This window comes from Micromonospora lupini, from assembly GCF_026342015.1.
Taxonomy (GTDB): domain Bacteria; phylum Actinomycetota; class Actinomycetes; order Mycobacteriales; family Micromonosporaceae; genus Micromonospora; species Micromonospora lupini_B.
The window spans coordinates 1,989,423-2,004,622 of record NZ_JAPENL010000002.1 but is presented as its reverse complement, the minus strand read 5'-3'; the positions used below and the strand labels follow the sequence as shown (position 1 = coordinate 2,004,622).

14 protein-coding genes are annotated in these 15,200 nt (G+C 71.1%); 3 read left to right on the top strand and 11 right to left on the bottom strand.

Annotated features, from left to right (window positions below):
• Nucleotides 1–68 precede the first annotated feature (68 nt).
• The 7 genes from OOJ91_RS24165 to OOJ91_RS24135 form a co-directional block, all read right to left on the bottom strand.
• Nucleotides 69–749 (bottom strand): response regulator, encoded by a 681-nt coding sequence (locus tag OOJ91_RS24165; protein ID WP_266248412.1) that lies wholly within the window; start codon nt 747–749, stop codon nt 69–71.
• Nucleotides 746–3,298, bottom strand: coding sequence for a sensor histidine kinase (locus tag OOJ91_RS24160; RefSeq protein ID WP_266248410.1), 2,553 nt, complete (start codon nt 3,296–3,298; stop codon nt 746–748). The genes OOJ91_RS24165 and OOJ91_RS24160 overlap by 4 nt, the downstream gene beginning before the upstream one ends.
• 72 nt (nt 3,299–3,370) lie before the next feature.
• Nucleotides 3,371–4,252 carry a potassium-transporting ATPase subunit C gene (locus tag OOJ91_RS24155; RefSeq protein ID WP_266248408.1) on the bottom strand — a complete coding sequence of 294 codons (882 nt, stop codon included), beginning with the start codon at nt 4,250–4,252 and terminating at the stop codon, nt 3,371–3,373.
• Nucleotides 4,252–6,447: a potassium-transporting ATPase subunit KdpB gene (gene kdpB, locus OOJ91_RS24150; protein ID WP_266248407.1), complete on the bottom strand. Its 2,196-nt coding sequence runs from the start codon at nt 6,445–6,447 to the stop codon at nt 4,252–4,254. The genes OOJ91_RS24155 and kdpB overlap by 1 nt, the downstream gene beginning before the upstream one ends.
• Before the next feature lie 20 nt (nt 6,448–6,467).
• Nucleotides 6,468–8,123 (bottom strand): potassium-transporting ATPase subunit KdpA, encoded by a 1,656-nt coding sequence (gene kdpA, locus OOJ91_RS24145; protein WP_266248405.1) that lies wholly within the window; start codon nt 8,121–8,123, stop codon nt 6,468–6,470.
• Nucleotides 8,123–8,212 carry a K(+)-transporting ATPase subunit F gene (kdpF, locus tag OOJ91_RS24140; protein WP_036410889.1) on the bottom strand — a complete coding sequence of 30 codons (90 nt, stop codon included), beginning with the start codon at nt 8,210–8,212 and terminating at the stop codon, nt 8,123–8,125. Before kdpF ends, kdpA begins: the two co-directional genes overlap by 1 nt.
• Nucleotides 8,213–8,573: 361 nt before the next feature.
• Nucleotides 8,574–9,614: a TRM11 family SAM-dependent methyltransferase gene (locus OOJ91_RS24135; RefSeq protein WP_266248404.1), complete on the bottom strand. Its 1,041-nt coding sequence runs from the start codon at nt 9,612–9,614 to the stop codon at nt 8,574–8,576.
• A gap of 72 nt (nt 9,615–9,686) precedes the next feature.
• On the opposite strand from OOJ91_RS24135, the gene OOJ91_RS24130 reads away from it, so the two are divergent.
• Nucleotides 9,687–10,571 (top strand): zf-HC2 domain-containing protein, encoded by an 885-nt coding sequence (locus tag OOJ91_RS24130; RefSeq protein WP_266248402.1) that lies wholly within the window; start codon nt 9,687–9,689, stop codon nt 10,569–10,571.
• Between the two features lie 25 nt (nt 10,572–10,596).
• Here OOJ91_RS24130 and OOJ91_RS24125 read toward each other — a convergent pair whose 3' ends face one another.
• The 3 genes from OOJ91_RS24125 to OOJ91_RS24115 all read right to left on the bottom strand — a co-directional run bounded on the left by OOJ91_RS24125 (nt 10,597) and on the right by OOJ91_RS24115 (nt 13,155).
• On the bottom strand, nt 10,597–12,078 hold the full coding sequence (locus OOJ91_RS24125; protein WP_266248401.1) for a flavin-containing monooxygenase: 1,482 nt from the start codon (nt 12,076–12,078) through the stop codon (nt 10,597–10,599).
• 58 nt (nt 12,079–12,136) lie between these two features.
• Nucleotides 12,137–12,787 (bottom strand): TetR/AcrR family transcriptional regulator, encoded by a 651-nt coding sequence (locus OOJ91_RS24120; RefSeq protein ID WP_266248399.1) that lies wholly within the window; start codon nt 12,785–12,787, stop codon nt 12,137–12,139.
• 113 nt (nt 12,788–12,900) lie between these two features.
• A complete protein-coding gene (locus OOJ91_RS24115; RefSeq protein WP_266248398.1) occupies nt 12,901–13,155 on the bottom strand; it encodes a hypothetical protein in 255 nt (84 codons plus the stop codon).
• A gap of 140 nt (nt 13,156–13,295) precedes the next feature.
• On the opposite strand from OOJ91_RS24115, the gene OOJ91_RS24110 reads away from it, so the two are divergent.
• Nucleotides 13,296–13,514: a helix-turn-helix transcriptional regulator gene (locus OOJ91_RS24110; RefSeq protein WP_266248397.1), complete on the top strand. Its 219-nt coding sequence runs from the start codon at nt 13,296–13,298 to the stop codon at nt 13,512–13,514.
• A gap of 28 nt (nt 13,515–13,542) precedes the next feature.
• On the opposite strand, the gene OOJ91_RS24105 is transcribed toward OOJ91_RS24110, so the two are convergent.
• Complete coding sequence (locus tag OOJ91_RS24105) at nt 13,543–13,941, bottom strand: VOC family protein (protein ID WP_266248396.1); 399 nt, start codon at nt 13,939–13,941, stop codon at nt 13,543–13,545.
• Nucleotides 13,942–14,041: 100 nt separating this feature from the next.
• Between OOJ91_RS24105 and OOJ91_RS24100 the strand changes: the two genes are divergently transcribed.
• Complete coding sequence (locus tag OOJ91_RS24100; RefSeq protein WP_266248394.1) at nt 14,042–15,019, top strand: helix-turn-helix transcriptional regulator; 978 nt, start codon at nt 14,042–14,044, stop codon at nt 15,017–15,019.
• Nucleotides 15,020–15,200 lie beyond the last annotated feature (181 nt).

The window sequence follows — 15,200 nt, the reverse complement described above, 5'->3', positions numbered from 1 at the left end:
GGTTACAGAAGCACGCCGCTGCCGCTGCGAACGAGATTCTTCAATCTCCGCCGGCAGGTGTCAACGGGTCACGGCCGGTAGCGGTAGCCCATTCCCGGCTCGGTGATGAGGTGGCGGGGACGGGCGGGGTCGTCCTCAAGCTTGCGCCGCAGCTGGGCCAGGTACTGCCGCAGGTAGTTCGTCTCGTTCTGGTACTCCGGCCCCCACACGTCCTGGAGGAGCTGGCGCTGGCTGACCAGCTTGCCGGGGTGCCGCAGCAGCTTCTCCAGCACGCTCCACTGGATGGGGGTCAGCTTGACCTCGGTGGCGTCGTCGCGCCACACCCGGTGGTCGGCCAGGTCGACTGTGTGCCGGCCGATCCGCAGCGCCGGCACGGCCTCGCTGGGCGTGCCGAGCCGCCGGGTCACCGCGCGGATGCGGGCCAGCAGCTCCTCCACCCCGAACGGCTTGGTGACGTAGTCGTCCGCGCCCGCGTCGAGCGCCGCGACCTTGTCCTCGCTGCCGGCTCGGCCGGAGAGCACGATTATCGGCACGGCGGTCCAGCCGCGCAGGCCGCGGATCACCTCCACGCCGTCGATGTCGGGCAGGCCGAGGTCGAGGACAACGAGGTCGGGCGGGTGGCTGGCGGCGGCCTTCAACGCGGCGGCCCCGGTCGCGGCGACGTCCACGTCGTACCGACGGGCGCGCAGGTTGATCCGCAGGGCGCGCAGGATCTGCGGTTCGTCGTCGACGACCAGGATGCGCGTCATTCCTGCGGCTCCTCCGGGCTGGTCTGCGCGGCGGCGGGCAACCGCAGCACCATGGTGAGCCCACCGCCGGGCGTGGTCTCGGGGGTGATGCTGCCACCCATCGCCTCGGCCAACCCCCGGGACAGGGCGAGCCCGAGACCCACGCCGGTCTGGTTGTCCCTGTCGCCGAGGCGTTGGAACGGCAGGAAGACGTGCTCCCACTGGTCCTCCGGGATGCCCGGCCCCCGGTCGATGACCCGCAGCTCCACCTGACCGGCATGCGCGCTCGCGGTGACTGTCGGCGGCTGGTCGGGCGGGCTGTAGCGCAGCGCGTTGGCGATGACGTTCACCAGCACCCGTTCCAGCAGGCCCGGATCGGCTGTCGCGGCCGGCAGGTCGGCCGGGATGTCCGTGCCGACCGTCGCGGCCGCCGGGCCAAGTTCGTCCAACGCCAGGGGTACGGCGTCCTCCAGGCCGATGGCCGTCGCCGAGATGCCCAGCACGCCCGCCTGGAGGCGGCTCATGTCCAGCAGGTTGCCGACCAGCCGGGCGAGCCGGTCCAGCGACTCCTCGGCCGTCTCCAGCAACTCCTCCCGGTCGGACTCGTCGAACTCGATGTCGTGGCTGCGCAGGCTCGTCACCGCCGCCTTCGCCGAGGCCAGCGGCGTACGCAGGTCGTGGCTGACCGCGGCGAGCAGCGCCGTGCGCATCCGGTCGGCGGCGGCGAGGGGCCGGGCGGTGGCGGCCTCCTCGGCGAGCCGTTCCTGGCGCAGCGCGACGGCGGCCTGGGCGGCGAACGCCTCGACGATCCGCCGGTCGGCGGCCTCCAACCGCCGGCCGCTGAGCACGACTGTGATCCGGTCGTCGACGGGTACCGCCGTCTCGCCGGCGTCGGGAGTGCAGGCCGGCTGCTCGCCGACGCTGGCCACGACGCACCAGGCGTGCTCCTCGCGGGCACGCTCGGGGCGGCCGCTGGCCTCCTCGGCCAGCTCCAGCACGCTCACCGCGCGCAGACCGAAGGTCTCCCGGAGCTGGTCCAGCAGGGCGGGCAGCGGGCGTTCGCCGCGCAGCACGCCACCGGCGACGGCGGCGAGGGTCTGCGCGTCGGCGGCGGCCCGCGCGGCCTCCCGGGTACGCCGGGCGGCCACGTCGACGATCCAACTCACCGCAAGCGCCACCGCGACGAAGACTGCCAGGGCGAGCAGGTTGTCGGCCTCGGCGATGGTGAGCGTGCGGTACGGCGGGGTGAAGAACCAGTTGAGCAGCAGCGACCCGCCGAGCGCGGCGAGCAGCGCCGGCCACACGCCGCCGACGAGCGCGACTCCGACGACCCCGGCGAGGGACAGCAGGATGTCGTTGGTGAGCGTCAGGTCGGGCAGGGCCTTCAGCAGCCCTGTGAGCAGCGGCATGCCCAGCACGGCCAGGCCGAAGCCGAGCAGCCGTCGACGTCGGGACAGCGCCGCCGGCACGGCCGCCGCCCGGCGTCCCTTGCCGGCCTGCCGGTGGCTGACGAGGTGCACGTCGATCGAGCCGGAGAGCGCGGTGGTGGTCACCCCGACGCCGCGGGCGAAGATCTGCGCGAGGCGACCCCGCCGGCTGGCCCCGAGCACCAGTTGGGTGGCGTTCACGCCCTGCGCGAAGTCGAGCAGCGCGGCCGGCACGTCGGTGCCGAGCACCTGGTGGTACGTGCCGCCCAGGCTCTCCACGAGCACCCGCTGCCGGGCGAGCTGGGCCGGGTCCGCGCCGGCCAGGCCGTCGCTGCGGGCCACGTGCACGGCGAGGAGGTCGGCGCCCTTGCTGCGGGCCGCGACCCGGGCCGCCCGGCGGATCAGCGTCTCGCCCTCCGGGCCACCTGTCAACGCCACCACGACGCGCTCCCGGGCCTCCCAGGTGGCGGCGATGCCCTGCTGGCTGCGGTACCTGTCGAGCTGCTCGTCGACCTTGTCGGCCAGCCAGAGCAGCGCCAGTTCACGCAGCGCCGTGAGGTTGCCGACCCGGAAGTAGTTGCCCAGCGCGGCGTCGATCTTGTCGGGTCGGTAGATGTTGCCGTGCGCCATCCGGCGGCGCAGCGCCTCCGGGGTCATGTCGACAAGCTCGACCTGCTCGGCGGCGCGGACGATCTCGTCGGGCACGGTCTCCCGCTGGGTGGTGCCGGTGATCTGCGCGACGACGTCGTTCACCGATTCCAGGTGCTGCACGTTCACCGTGGACAGCACGTCGATCCCCGCGTCGAGCAGTTCCTGGACGTCCTGCCAGCGCTTGTCGTGGCGGGAGCCGGGCACGTTCGTGTGTGCCAGCTCGTCGATCACCGCGATCTCCGGCCGGCGGGCCAGCACCGCGTCCACGTCCATCTCGGTGAACTCGGCGCCCCGGTAGGTCATCGCGCGGCGGGGCACCTGCTCCAGGTCGCCGAGCATGGCGGCGGTGTGCGGGCGGCCGTGGGTCTCCACGAATCCGATCACCACGTCGGCGCCCCGCGCGGCCCGCCGTTGGGCCTCCTCCAACATGGCGTACGTCTTGCCGACGCCGGGGGCGGCCCCGAGATAGATGCGCAGTTCTCCGCGTGGCACGGGGTTCATCCTCCCTGGTCAGATCGGCGGGCGGGGCCGCGCCCGGTCGGCACGGCCCCGCCCGAGGTGCGCTCAGCGTGCGGCGAACTGCTTGTCGAGGGCGATGTTGAGCTCCAACACGTTGACCCCGGGCTCACCCATGAACCCCAGCCCGCGCCCGTCGGTGTGCTCCTCGACCAGCTTGCGGACCGCCGCCGGGTCCGCGCCGCGCTCGCGCGCGACCCGGTTCACCTGCAATTCGGCGTACGCCGGGCTGATCTGCGGGTCGAGGCCGCTGCCGCTGGCGGTGACCGCGTCGGCGGGCACGGCCGGGTCGGCGGGCGCGTCACCCCGGATCGGGGTGATGATCCCGCCGGCGGCGACGTAGTCCTCGCCGGGCTTGGCCAGCTCCACCGGCACCCCCTGGTACGAGGACACGAACGGGGTGGCCGGGGCGACCTGGTTGACGCTCACCACCCGGGTGACCCGGCCGGTCAGACCGTCGGCGCGGAAGACCGCCAGCACGGCGCCCACCCCGTCGTCGGTGCAGAAGGGGCGCCTGCCGTCGACGCCGTCGAGTTCGCCGATGGCCTTGCTGCGCCCGCAGACCTGGGTCAGCAGGCTCTCGCTGGCCTCCTCCGGGTCGGTGGCGAGGGTGTCGACGACGCTCTCCGGGCCGAGGTTGCTGGCCGAGGTGGACGTCGGGTCGTAGCCGTCGCCGGCGGCCGACGGCCGGGACTGGAAGTAGCGGGCGACGGGGTTGCCGTCCGCGTCGGTGAAGGACTGGCCGATGAGCGCGCTGCCGACCGTCGTGCCGCCCGAGGTGATCAGCGAGCCGTCGCTCTTGTGGTCGAGGCCGGGCAGTTGACCGACGGCGACCAGAGCCAGCGGGTAGACCAACCCGAGCAGCACCGTGAAGACGAGCAGGGCGCGCAGGGCGGCGAGGTGTTGGGCGATCCAGGTGGGTAGGCGCATCACGAAATCCCCGGGATGAACTGGATGAGCAGGTCGATGAGCTTGATCCCGATGAACGGCACGATGATGCCGCCCAGTCCGTAGACCAGCAGGTTGCGGCTGAGCAGCTTCGACGCGGCGGCCGGCCGGTACCGCACGCCCCGCAGGGCGAGCGGGATCAGCGCGATGATCACCACGGCGTTGAAGATGACAGCGGACAGGATCGCCGACTCCGGGCTGGCCAGCCGCATGATGTTCAGCGCGTCCAGGCTCGGGTAGAGGCCGGCGAACATGGCCGGGATGATCGCGAAGTACTTCGCGATGTCGTTGGCGATGCTGAACGTGGTGAGCGCGCCACGCGTGATCAGCAACTGCTTGCCGATCTCCACGATCTCGATCAGCTTGGTCGGGTCGGAGTCGAGGTCGACCATGTTGCCGGCCTCCTTGGCGGCCGACGTGCCGGTGTTCATGGCCACGCCGACGTCGGCCTGAGCGAGCGCCGGCGCGTCGTTGGTGCCGTCACCCGTCATCGCGACCAGCCGACCGCCCTCCTGCTCCCGCTTGATCAGCGCGAGCTTGTCCTCGGGCGTCGCCTCGGCCAGGAAGTCGTCCACCCCGGCCTCGTCGGCGATGGCCTTCGCGGTACGCGGGTTGTCACCGGTGATCATCACGGTCCGGATGCCCATCCGGCGCATCTCGTCGAACCGCTCGCGCATCCCGGACTTGACGACGTCCTTCAGGTGGATGACGCCCAGGGCGCGGGCGGGCTCACCGTCGACGTGCTCGGCGACGACAAGCGGCGTGCCGCCGGTTCCACTGATCGCGTCCACGATCTCGCCGACCTGCTCGGTCGGGTGGCCGCCGTTCTCGCGTACCCACTTCATCACCGCGGCGGCGGCGCCCTTGCGGACCCGGCGGGCAGTGCCCACCGCGCCGCCGTCCACGCTGCCGTCCGGGGTCAGGTCGACGCCGCTCATCCGGGTCTGCGCGGTGAACGGCACGAAGGTGGCGTGCGGCATCACGCCCGGCTCGCGCTCGCGCAGCCCGAACTCGTTCTTCGCCAGGACGACAACCGAGCGCCCCTCCGGCGTCTCGTCGGCCAGGCTGGACATCTGCGCGGCGTCGGCCAGGGTCGCGGCGTCGACCCCCTCGACAGGTACGAACTCGGCTGCCTGCCGGTTGCCCAGCGTGATGGTGCCGGTCTTGTCCAGCAGCAGGGTGTTGACGTCGCCGGCCGCCTCGACGGCCCGGCCGCTCATGGCCAGGACGTTGCGCTGCACGAGCCGGTCCATGCCGGCGATGCCGATGGCGGAGAGCAGAGCGCCGATGGTGGTGGGGATCAGGCAGACCAGCAGCGACACCAGCACGACACCTGTGACACCGGAACCGGTGATCGCGCCGCTGTCCGGCGCGGCAGCCTGGTACGCCTTCGAGAAGATCGCCAGCGGCTGAAGGGTGACCACTGCCAGCAGGAAGATGACCGTGAGCGCGGCGAGCAGGATGTTCAGCGCGATCTCGTTCGGCGTCTTCTGCCGGTTGGCGCCCTCGACCAGGGCGATCATCCGGTCGATGAAGCTCTCCCCCGGCTTCTGGGTGATCTTCACGATGATCCGGTCGGAGAGCACCTTCGTGCCACCGGTGACCGCGCTGCGGTCCCCACCGGACTCGCGGATGACCGGGGCCGACTCGCCGGTGATTGCCGACTCGTCGACGCTGGCGATGCCCTCGACGATGTCGCCGTCGCCGGGGATGATGCCGCCCGCCTCGACGAGCACGACGTCGCCCTGACGCAGCTCCGGTGCGGGCACCGCCTCGTCGCGGTAGGTGTCGGCCCGCGCGCCCGGCTTCCAGTCGACCAGCCGGGTGGCGATGGTGTCCCGCTTGGCCTGCCGCAGGGCGGCGGCCTGGGCCTTGCCCCGGCCCTCGGCGACCGCCTCGGCCAGGTTGGCGAAGATCACGGTCAGCCAGAGCCAGATGGTGATCGCCCAGGCGAACACCGACGGGTCGGTCACCGCCAGGACCGTGGTGAAGGCGGCGCCGATCTCCACGATCAGCATCACCGGGTTGCGCCACAGGGTGGTCGGGTTGAGCTTGCGTACGGCGTCCGGCAGGGACCGGATGAGCTGCTGGGGGTCGAGCAGGCCCCCACCGACCCGGTTGCCCTGAGTCGCCGGAGTGCCGGGGAGCTGCTCTGTCGGGGCGGACGTGGCGGACATGTCCTCGTTCCTCATGGTGGTCAGAGCCCCTCTGCCAGCGGGCCGAGCGCGAGCGCGGGCAGGAAGGTCAGCGCGACGAGGACCACGGTGACGCCGACGACCATGCCGATGAACAGCGGTCGGTGGGTCGGCAGGGTGCCCTCGGACGCGGGGGTGGGTGCCTGGCGGGCCAGCGAGCCGGCGAGCGCGAGCACGAAGATGAGCGGTAGGAACCGGCCCAGCAGCATGCACAGCCCGAGCGCGGTGTCCCACCAGGTGGTGTTGACAGTGATGCCGGCGAACGCGGAGCCGTTGTTGTTGCTGGCCGAGGTGAACGCGTACAGGACCTCGGAGAGGCCGTGCGGGCCGACGTTGAGCGCTGTGGAGTTGTTGCCTGTGGCGAACGCCGCCGCCGTACCGACAAGCACCAGGATCGGCGTGATCAGGAAGTACAGCGAGGCGAACTTGATCTCCCGCGAGCCGATCTTCTTGCCCAGGTACTCAGGGGTGCGGCCGACCATGAGCCCGGCGATGAACACCGTGATCACGGCGAGGATCAGCAGGCCGTAGAGGCCGGAACCGGTGCCGCCGGGCGCGACCTCGCCGAGCATCATGTTGACCATCGTCATCATGCCGCCGAGCGAGGTGAACGAGTCGTGGAACGAGTTGACCGCGCCGGTCGAGGTGAGCGTGGTGGCGGCGGCGAAGGTGGCCGAGTTCGACACGTCGAACCGCACCTCCTTGCCCTCCATCGCCGCGCCGACCGCCTGCGGCACCGTGCCGTGGCCCGCCAGCTCGAACACGTTGGTGATGGCGATGCTTGCGAACGCGAGGATGCCCATCACCGCCGCGATGGCGTAGCCCTGCCGGTTCTGCCCGACCATCCGGCCGAAGACCCGGGGCAGGCTGAACGGGATCAGGAAGATCAGGAAGATCTCCAGCCAGTTCGTCCAGGTGGTGGGGTTCTCGAACGGGTGCGCGCTGTTGACGTTGTAGAAGCCGCCACCGTTGGTGCCCAGCTCCTTGATCACTTCCTGGCTGGCGACCGGGCCGCCGGTGACGGTCTGGGCGCCGCCGGTAAGCGTGCTCACGTCGGTGCCTGCGGAAAGGTTCTGCACCACCCCGCCGATCATCAGCACGATGGCGCCGAGCACCGCGATCGGCAGCAGGATGCGCAGCGTGATCCGGGTCAGGTCGACCCAGAAGTTGCCGAGCTGCCCGGTGCGGCTGCGGGCGAAGCCGCGGACCAGCGCCACCGCCACCGCGATGCCGACCGCCGCCGAGACGAAGTTCTGCACGGCCAGGCCGGCCATCTGCACCAGGTGACCCATCGTCGACTCACCCGAGTACGACTGCCAGTTGGTGTTGGTCACGAACGACACTGCCGTGTTCCACGCGCCGTGCGGCACCACCGGGTCGAAGCCCAGCGACAGCCACAGGTGGTTCTGCACCCGCTGGAACAGGTACAGGAACAGGATCGAGACCGCCGAGAAGGCAAGCACGCTGCGGGCGTACACGCCCCAGGTCTGCTCGGCGGTCGGATTGACCCCGACCAGGCGGTAGACCCCTCGCTCGACACGCGACTGCTTCGTTCCGGCGACCGCCCGGAACATGTAGTCGCCGAACGGCTTGTAGACGGCGACGAGGGCCGCCACCAGCGTCAGCACGAAGATGACGCCCGCTGTTGTCATGGTCATCAGAAGCGCTCCGGAAACAGCAGGGCGAACACCAGGAACGCGCCCAGGACGACCGCGAGCACCAGACCGACGGCGTTTACCGCGTTCACAGCTTCTCCACCGCCCGGACCACAAGGGCGAGCACTGCGAACAGCGCCACCGTGAGGACCACGAACACCACGTCAGACACGCTGACTCCTCTTACCGGAAAGGTTCGTCGCGACCGCCTTCCGGTCGCGCCGGGCAATCAAAGCCCCACCACCCGCCAGAGGGCAGGGGCCATAACGCGACCATGACGGCCGCGAACCCTTTTTTGACGCGGTTTTCACACAGGCCCACTGAACAGGTGAAATACGGCACAGACGCCGTGGTCGTCCGGGATGGTGGACGCGGAGAGACCGTGCCTGACCGGAGCGGGAGGCGGCGCGACCCGGCGCGGCTTGGCGCGGGCGGCGGGGGGGTGTGGCCGGGTCAGGCCGGGCGGCGGGCCACCAGCACGTCTCGCATGATCGACTGATCCACCCGGTGCCGCAACGCGCGGTAGGGCTCCTCGTCGACCACAGTCAGGCCGGCGTCGGCCAACGCCGCCGCCGCGTCGTCCCGACCGGCGACGTGGGTGTTCCACGAGATGCCGAGCGCCCCACCGGGGCGCAGCAGCCGCGCCCAGACCGGCGCGGCCTCCGCGAGCAGCGCCAGCGGGTCACGCGTCAGGCCCTGATCGGCGGTACGGCTGCCGTGCTGCACGCCGTACGGCGCGTCGGCGACCACCAGGTCGACGGTCTCCGGCCGGAAGAACTCCGCCGAGCGGGTGGTGTCGGCGTTGACGACGTCGAGCAACTGGGTGCGGCCCGCCTTGTGCTCCTCGCGGGTCGGTGCCAGCTCGATGCGTACCCGCCGGCCGACCACCTTGCGCTCCCGCCGCACCGGCCCCGACTCCAGCACCCGGTGCTTGACCCGCTTCTGCTTCAGCCAGGTCGTGACGAACGCCCGGTACGCCTCGACGTCCTTCTGGTCACGCTCGATCCCGGCGGCGTCGAAGCCGTACATGAGCGCCTGGTTGAGGGTGGTGCCCCGACCACAGAGCGGGTCGAGCACCCGGAACCGGCGGCTGGTCAGCTCCCCGGCCCAGTCCGACGCGAGCAGGGTGACGTTGAGCAGCAGCTTCGTGAACTGCTCGTTGGTCTTGCCGGGGTACTTCTGGATGGTGAGCAGATCGTCGTCGTAGCGGTCCAGCCGGCTCCACTCGACCGGACGCAGCAGGTCGCCGACGATCTCGAACAGCGCGTACCCGGCGGAGAGGTTGCCCAGGACGGCCAGGTCCCGTTCGGTCAGCCCGTCACCTGTGAACGTGACGTACGTCGCGCCGCCGACGACCTCGGTGTCCAGCTCGCCGATCCGGCCGTCGAGCGCCGATGAGCCGAAGATCTCCAGCTCGGCCCGGGTGAGGTCGATGGCGGAACGGGCGTACACCCGGTTGGTGGCGGGAAGGATCAGCAGGCCGTAGCGCGTCATGATCCGGCGAGTATTCCACAACGCGCCCGGGTCGCCGGGAACCGGAGCGACCTGCGGACCGACTACCCACACATGGGGTGTGAGCAGTGGCGGGAGGTCCTGTCCGCGCAGTTGGACGGGGAGGAGACCGCCGCCGAAGGGGCGGCGGCGCAGGGGCACCTGGACGAGTGCGCCAAGTGCCGGGCCTGGTTCGCGACGGCTGTCGCGGTGACGCGCCGGATTCGTACCCGATTGGTCACCGACGTCCCCGACCGGACCGACGCGATCCTGGCCGCCATCGGGGCCAGCGCGGTCACCGGCTCCGATGCCGAGGACGCGCCGCCGGCCCGCCGGTCGCGTTGGCGGCTTCGCCTGCCGGGCCGCGCCGGCCTGGTCGTCGGGCTGCGCGCGGCGCTCGGGCTGCTCGGCGCGGTCCAGCTCGTGCTCGGGCTGGCCCAGGTCGGCCGGGGAGCGACAGGCGACCACGTGCACGCCGCCGGCCAGCACCTGTGGCACGAGTCGGCAGCCTGGAACGTGGCGGTCGGGGCCGGCTTCCTCTTCGTGGCGGTACGCCGCAGCCCGCCGGCGGGTCTCCTGCCGATGCTCAGCGCGTTCGTCGGCACGCTCCTGCTGCTCTCGGTCAACGACCTCGCCACCGGCTCGGTGGGTGGCGAGCGCCTGGTCAGTCACGGGTTCCTGGTGGTCGGCTACCTGATCACCGTGCTGCTGTCCCGGCCCGGGCTGCGCCCCGGCGGACCCGCGCCGCAACGGCAGCCGACGCCGTCGCGCTGGAGGTTCGGCGCGGACGAGACCGAACGGCCACTGCGGGTCGTGCGCGCCGAGCCGTTCTCCGCGCAGGCCGTTCAGCGTCACGCCGCCCCGGCCGCACGCGCCGATCAAGCCGCACGCGCCGATCAGGCCGCACGCGCCGATCAGGCCGCACGCGCCGATCAGGCCCGCCACCGGCGCGCAGCCTGAAGGTCGGCGGGCCCGCGACCGCCCGTCAGCCGGCGCGGCGGCCGTAGTCGGTCGGGTCCAGCCGGGCGGTACGGCGGCGGTACTCGGCTGCCATCCCCGGCCAGTTGGTGACGATCCGGCCGGCGGCCGTGCGGTACCAGCTCCGACAGGCCGCCCACACACTTCCGGCGAGCCGGCGTTGCAGCTCCGCGTCGTAGCGGGCGGCCACCTCGGGGCGTACCTCCAGGGGTTCGCCTCCGGCGGCGAGCAGGCGCACCGCCTGGGCGATGTGCCGGGCCTGCGCCTCCAGGAAGTAGAGCACCGACGTGTTGCCGGTGTTGGTGTTCGGGCCGTACATCAGGAAGAGGTTGGGGAAGCCGGGCACGGCCATTCCGAGGTACGCGTACGCGCCGTCGCGCCACTCCTCGCCGAGCTGGCGGCCGGCGCGTCCGGTGACCCGGATCGGCACCAGGAAGTCGGTGGCCGCGAAGCCGGTGCCGTAGACCAGCACGTCGCAGGTGTGGGTCCGGCCGTCGGCGGTGCGGATGCCGTCCTCGGTCACCTCGACGATCGCCTCGGTGACCAGCTCGACGTCCTCCCGGCCCAGGGCGGGCAGCCAGTCGTTGGTGAACAACACCCGCTTGCAGCCCATCGGCTCGACAGGCGTGACGCGGGCCCGCAGCTCCGGGTCGCGTACCTGCCACCACCTCTGCGCCCGCGAGACAAACCGCAGCACGGCAGCGGCGGCCCGGTTGCCGGTCACCGCCAGCCCGGTGAGCACCGTGACCGACCAGAACGCGGCCCGGGGCACCCGCATCAGCGCCGGCACCCTCCGGTAGAGCGCCCGGCCCAGCCGCCCGTGCCGGCGGTCCGGCTTGGGCAGCGTCCAGGGCGGGGTGCGCTGGAAGACTGTGACCTGGGACGCCCGATCCGCGATGGCCGGCACCAACTGCACCGCGCTGGCGCCGGTGCCGATCACCGCCACCCGAGCGCCGTCCAGCCGTACCGCCGGGTCCCACCGGGCGGTGTGCATCGCCGCCCCGGCGAACCGCTGCGCGCCGGGCAGCGCCGGCACCACCGGCCGCGAGAGCTGGCCGACCGCCGGGACCAGGACGTCCGCCGTCAGTTCCGCGCCATCGGCGGTACGCAGCCGCCAGCACGCCGCGGCCTCGTCCCACGACGCGTCGGTGACCTCGGTACGCAACCGCACGCTGTCGGTAAGCCCCAGCTCCGTCGCGCAGCGGTGCAGGTAGTCGAGGATCTCCGAGTGCGGCGGAAAGCGCCGCGACCAGTCCGGGTTCAGCGCGAAGGAGTACGAGTAGAGCGGCGCGGGGATGTCGCAGGCGCAGCCCGGGTAGGTGTTGTCCCGCCAGACGCCGCCGATCCGGTCGGCCCGCTCCAACAGCACCACGTCCGCGTCGCCGGCGCTACGAAGCGCGGCGGCGACCGCCACTCCGCCGAAACCGGAGCCGATGATCGCCACCCGCACCCGACCGGCAGGTCGGACGGTAGCTGCGCTGTCGGTCATGGCCGGCTCCCTCGGCGGTGCGGCCGACCGTAACAGCTTGTTGGCGGCTCGCCAATGGCTAGCCTGAATGCGCCTGCCGCGCCGCCTCCTCGCCCGCGATGACCTGCGGGATGACCTGCTCCACAATGGTCAGCAGCGTCGCGGTGAGCAGCAGGTGCACCTGGGAGCGGGTCAATGCGCCGCGCTGGAGCCACTCGCGCGCCGTGGACGTGGCCAGCCCGCCGTACGCCCGGACCATCCCGCGCAACTCCTCGCGGTGCTCGGCCTCGCCGGCCAGCCCGACGGCGACGAGCATGCGGTCCGCGGCGACCTCCTCGGCCTCGGCGAGCACCCGCTCCACGTCGGCGTCGCCGCCCATCCCCCGGGCGGTGACGGCGGCCAACCAGGAGGTGCTGTGTCGGGACACCACGTCGAGGAACCACGAGACGCTGGCATCCACCCGGGTTCGTAGATCACCCTTGGGCAGCCGTTCCAGGGCGACCTCCGGAATGGTCACCATGACCCGGACGACCTCCAGGTAGAGGTCCTTCTTCGTGCCGAAGTAGTGGTTGACCAGGCCCCGGGCGACACCCGCCTCCCGGGCGACGTCTGTGGTCGACACGTCCGCGTACGGCCGCTCGCCGAACAGCCGGACCGCGCAGGCCAGGATCTGCCCGCGCCTGGCGTCCGGCTCCAACCGGCGGCGACGGGGAGCCGTCTCGACACTCATCTGCCCGACCCTAGCGGCAGCCACCCCCCTCACCTTGATCAAGTGATGGAAAGTAGGTCAAAGGCAGCCGGGAGACCTGTTTTCATCACTTGATCAAGAAAAGCCGCCCATGATCACTTGCCGCGGTGGCGTCGGACCACGTGCCGGCCGAGGTGCCGCAGGTGGGACGTCTCGGAGTAGAGCGCCGCGTTGATCGCGCCGACCGCCACTCCGGGCGCTCGCTGCACCCGGTCCACGTCCCGGACCACCCGGCCGATCAGCGTGAGTCGGCAACGGAGATCGAACAACTCTCTGCGTGCGCAGTGCAACGCCGTCTCCAATCCCCCGACCCGCTCCCGCAGCCACGCCAACTCCGTCGCCTGATCCATCGGGCCTCCTCCAGCACTCGCGATCGCTGACCAATCGGCCCGAGCCCAGCCGGGCCGACGAGTTCACCTTCACCCATTCGGAAGGACTGCGCAAGTAGGTAGACGCAATTCGGCATTCCTGATCGTCCTACCGTCGACTGATGGGTGAGGTCCCGGGTCCGCTTGTCGGTCCGCACGAGTTGCAGGAGTTGCTCGGCGGCGTGAGTCGGACCCGGATGCGTCAGCTCATCCGCTATCCGACCTTCCCCGCGCCGTTCCAGCGGCTGCACGGGACCACGGTCTGGCTGCGGGCCGATGTGGAGGCGTGGATCGCCGAGCACCGCCCACCTCGCCCCACCGACGGCGACGAGGCCGAGTAGTTCACGCGCGCTGGCTACGACAAGCTGGTCAGCGGCCGAACTTCTCGATCGCGTCGGGGGTCACCGGGGTGAAGAAGTTGACCAGGTTGCCGTCGGGGTCACGGAAGAGCAGGGCTCGGTTACCCCAGGGCATGGTCGTGGGCTCGTTCACGAAGTCCTCCACGACACTCTTCAGCTTGTCGTAGAGCGCGTCCACGTCTGCCACGAGGAACTCGATGATCACGGTGTGGTTGTCGGCCGGGCGGGCCGACCCTGGCGCGAACAGTGGGACGGTGCGCGTACTGCCGATCGCCAGCGTGCCGTGGGCGGTGCGCACCTCGGCGAAGTCCTCGTTGCCCCAGGCCGCCTGCACGCCGGTGATCTTCTCGTAGAAGTCGACCAGGCGGTTGATGTCGCCGGTGATGATGCGGATCGATACGAAATCCATGTCTTATCCCTGTTCAGTATGGTCGGGACCGGTCTGTCATCAGCACGCTAGCCCGAATACCGGACAGATCTGGTCCAGTATTCGGGCTAGGTTCAGACCCATGGCACGACCGACAGCCCAGGTGCTGGCACTGCTGGGGCTCCTGCAGTCCGGCGGCGTCCGGACGATGGCCGAGCTTGCCGAGCGCCTCGGCGTCGAACCGCGCACGGTGCGGCGCTACGTGAGTCACCTGGTCGACCTCGACGTGCCTGTGGAGTCGGTGCGCGGTCGCTACGGCGGGTATCGGCTCGCCGCCGGCTATCGTCTGCCGCCGCTGATGTTCAGCGACGACGAAGCCTTGGCCGTCCTACTCGGCCTGGTTGCCGGCCGCCGTGCCGGGCTGGCGACGGCTACCGGAACGGCGGGTGAGACCGCCGCCGCGAAAATCCGGCGCGTCCTGCCGTCGCGGATCGCGGACCGGCTGGACGCCGTACTCCAGTCTCTCGCCTTCACCACCGAACCCGGCGACTTCCCCGCGCCGCAGACGGATGTCCTCCTCACCGTCGCCGAGGCGGTCCGCCAGCACCTGCCGATCTCACTCAAGTACACCTCGCGCAACGGCAGGCGTAGCGTCCGCGTCCTGCATCCGTTCGGGCTGGTCAACCATGCGGGCCGGTGGTACGTCACCGGGGCCGATCCGGATGTCGGCGAGGATCGAACCCTTCGGCTCGACCGCATCGCGGACGCGAGAACGCTGCCCGGCTCGTTCGAGCCGCCCGCCGGGAACGATCCCGCAGGGCACCTCCTCACCTCGATGGCACAGGCGCCGTACCGGCATGCGGTGTCGCTACGGATACAGGGAACACGTGAGCAGATCCGCGGGCAGCTACCCGCAAGCATCGCCGAGGTGCGCGAGGGCGCGGACGAAGGCTGGCAGGACGTGGAGATCCGGGCAGAGAGTCTCGACTGGTTACCCGCTGTGCTCGCCGCGCTCGACCTGCCGTTCGTCATCGAACGCCCGGACGAACTCCGCGATCGTGTCGTCGCACTCGCCGAGCGGCTGGCGGCCTCCGGACGACGTGAGTCGACCCGCAGCTAGTCGCCCGAATTGATCACGCCGAGTCAGCCTTCTGCGCGGCTCTTCATTGGTAATAAACCAATCGTCAAGAGTGCCGCTTTAGCGTGTGTAGCGCCCCATCCTGGCGTTTGTGCCCGAAGGGTACCGCCAGGGCACCACGGCCCAGGCTGACGGCCGGCATGCGGACTGACGCCTGGCGCAT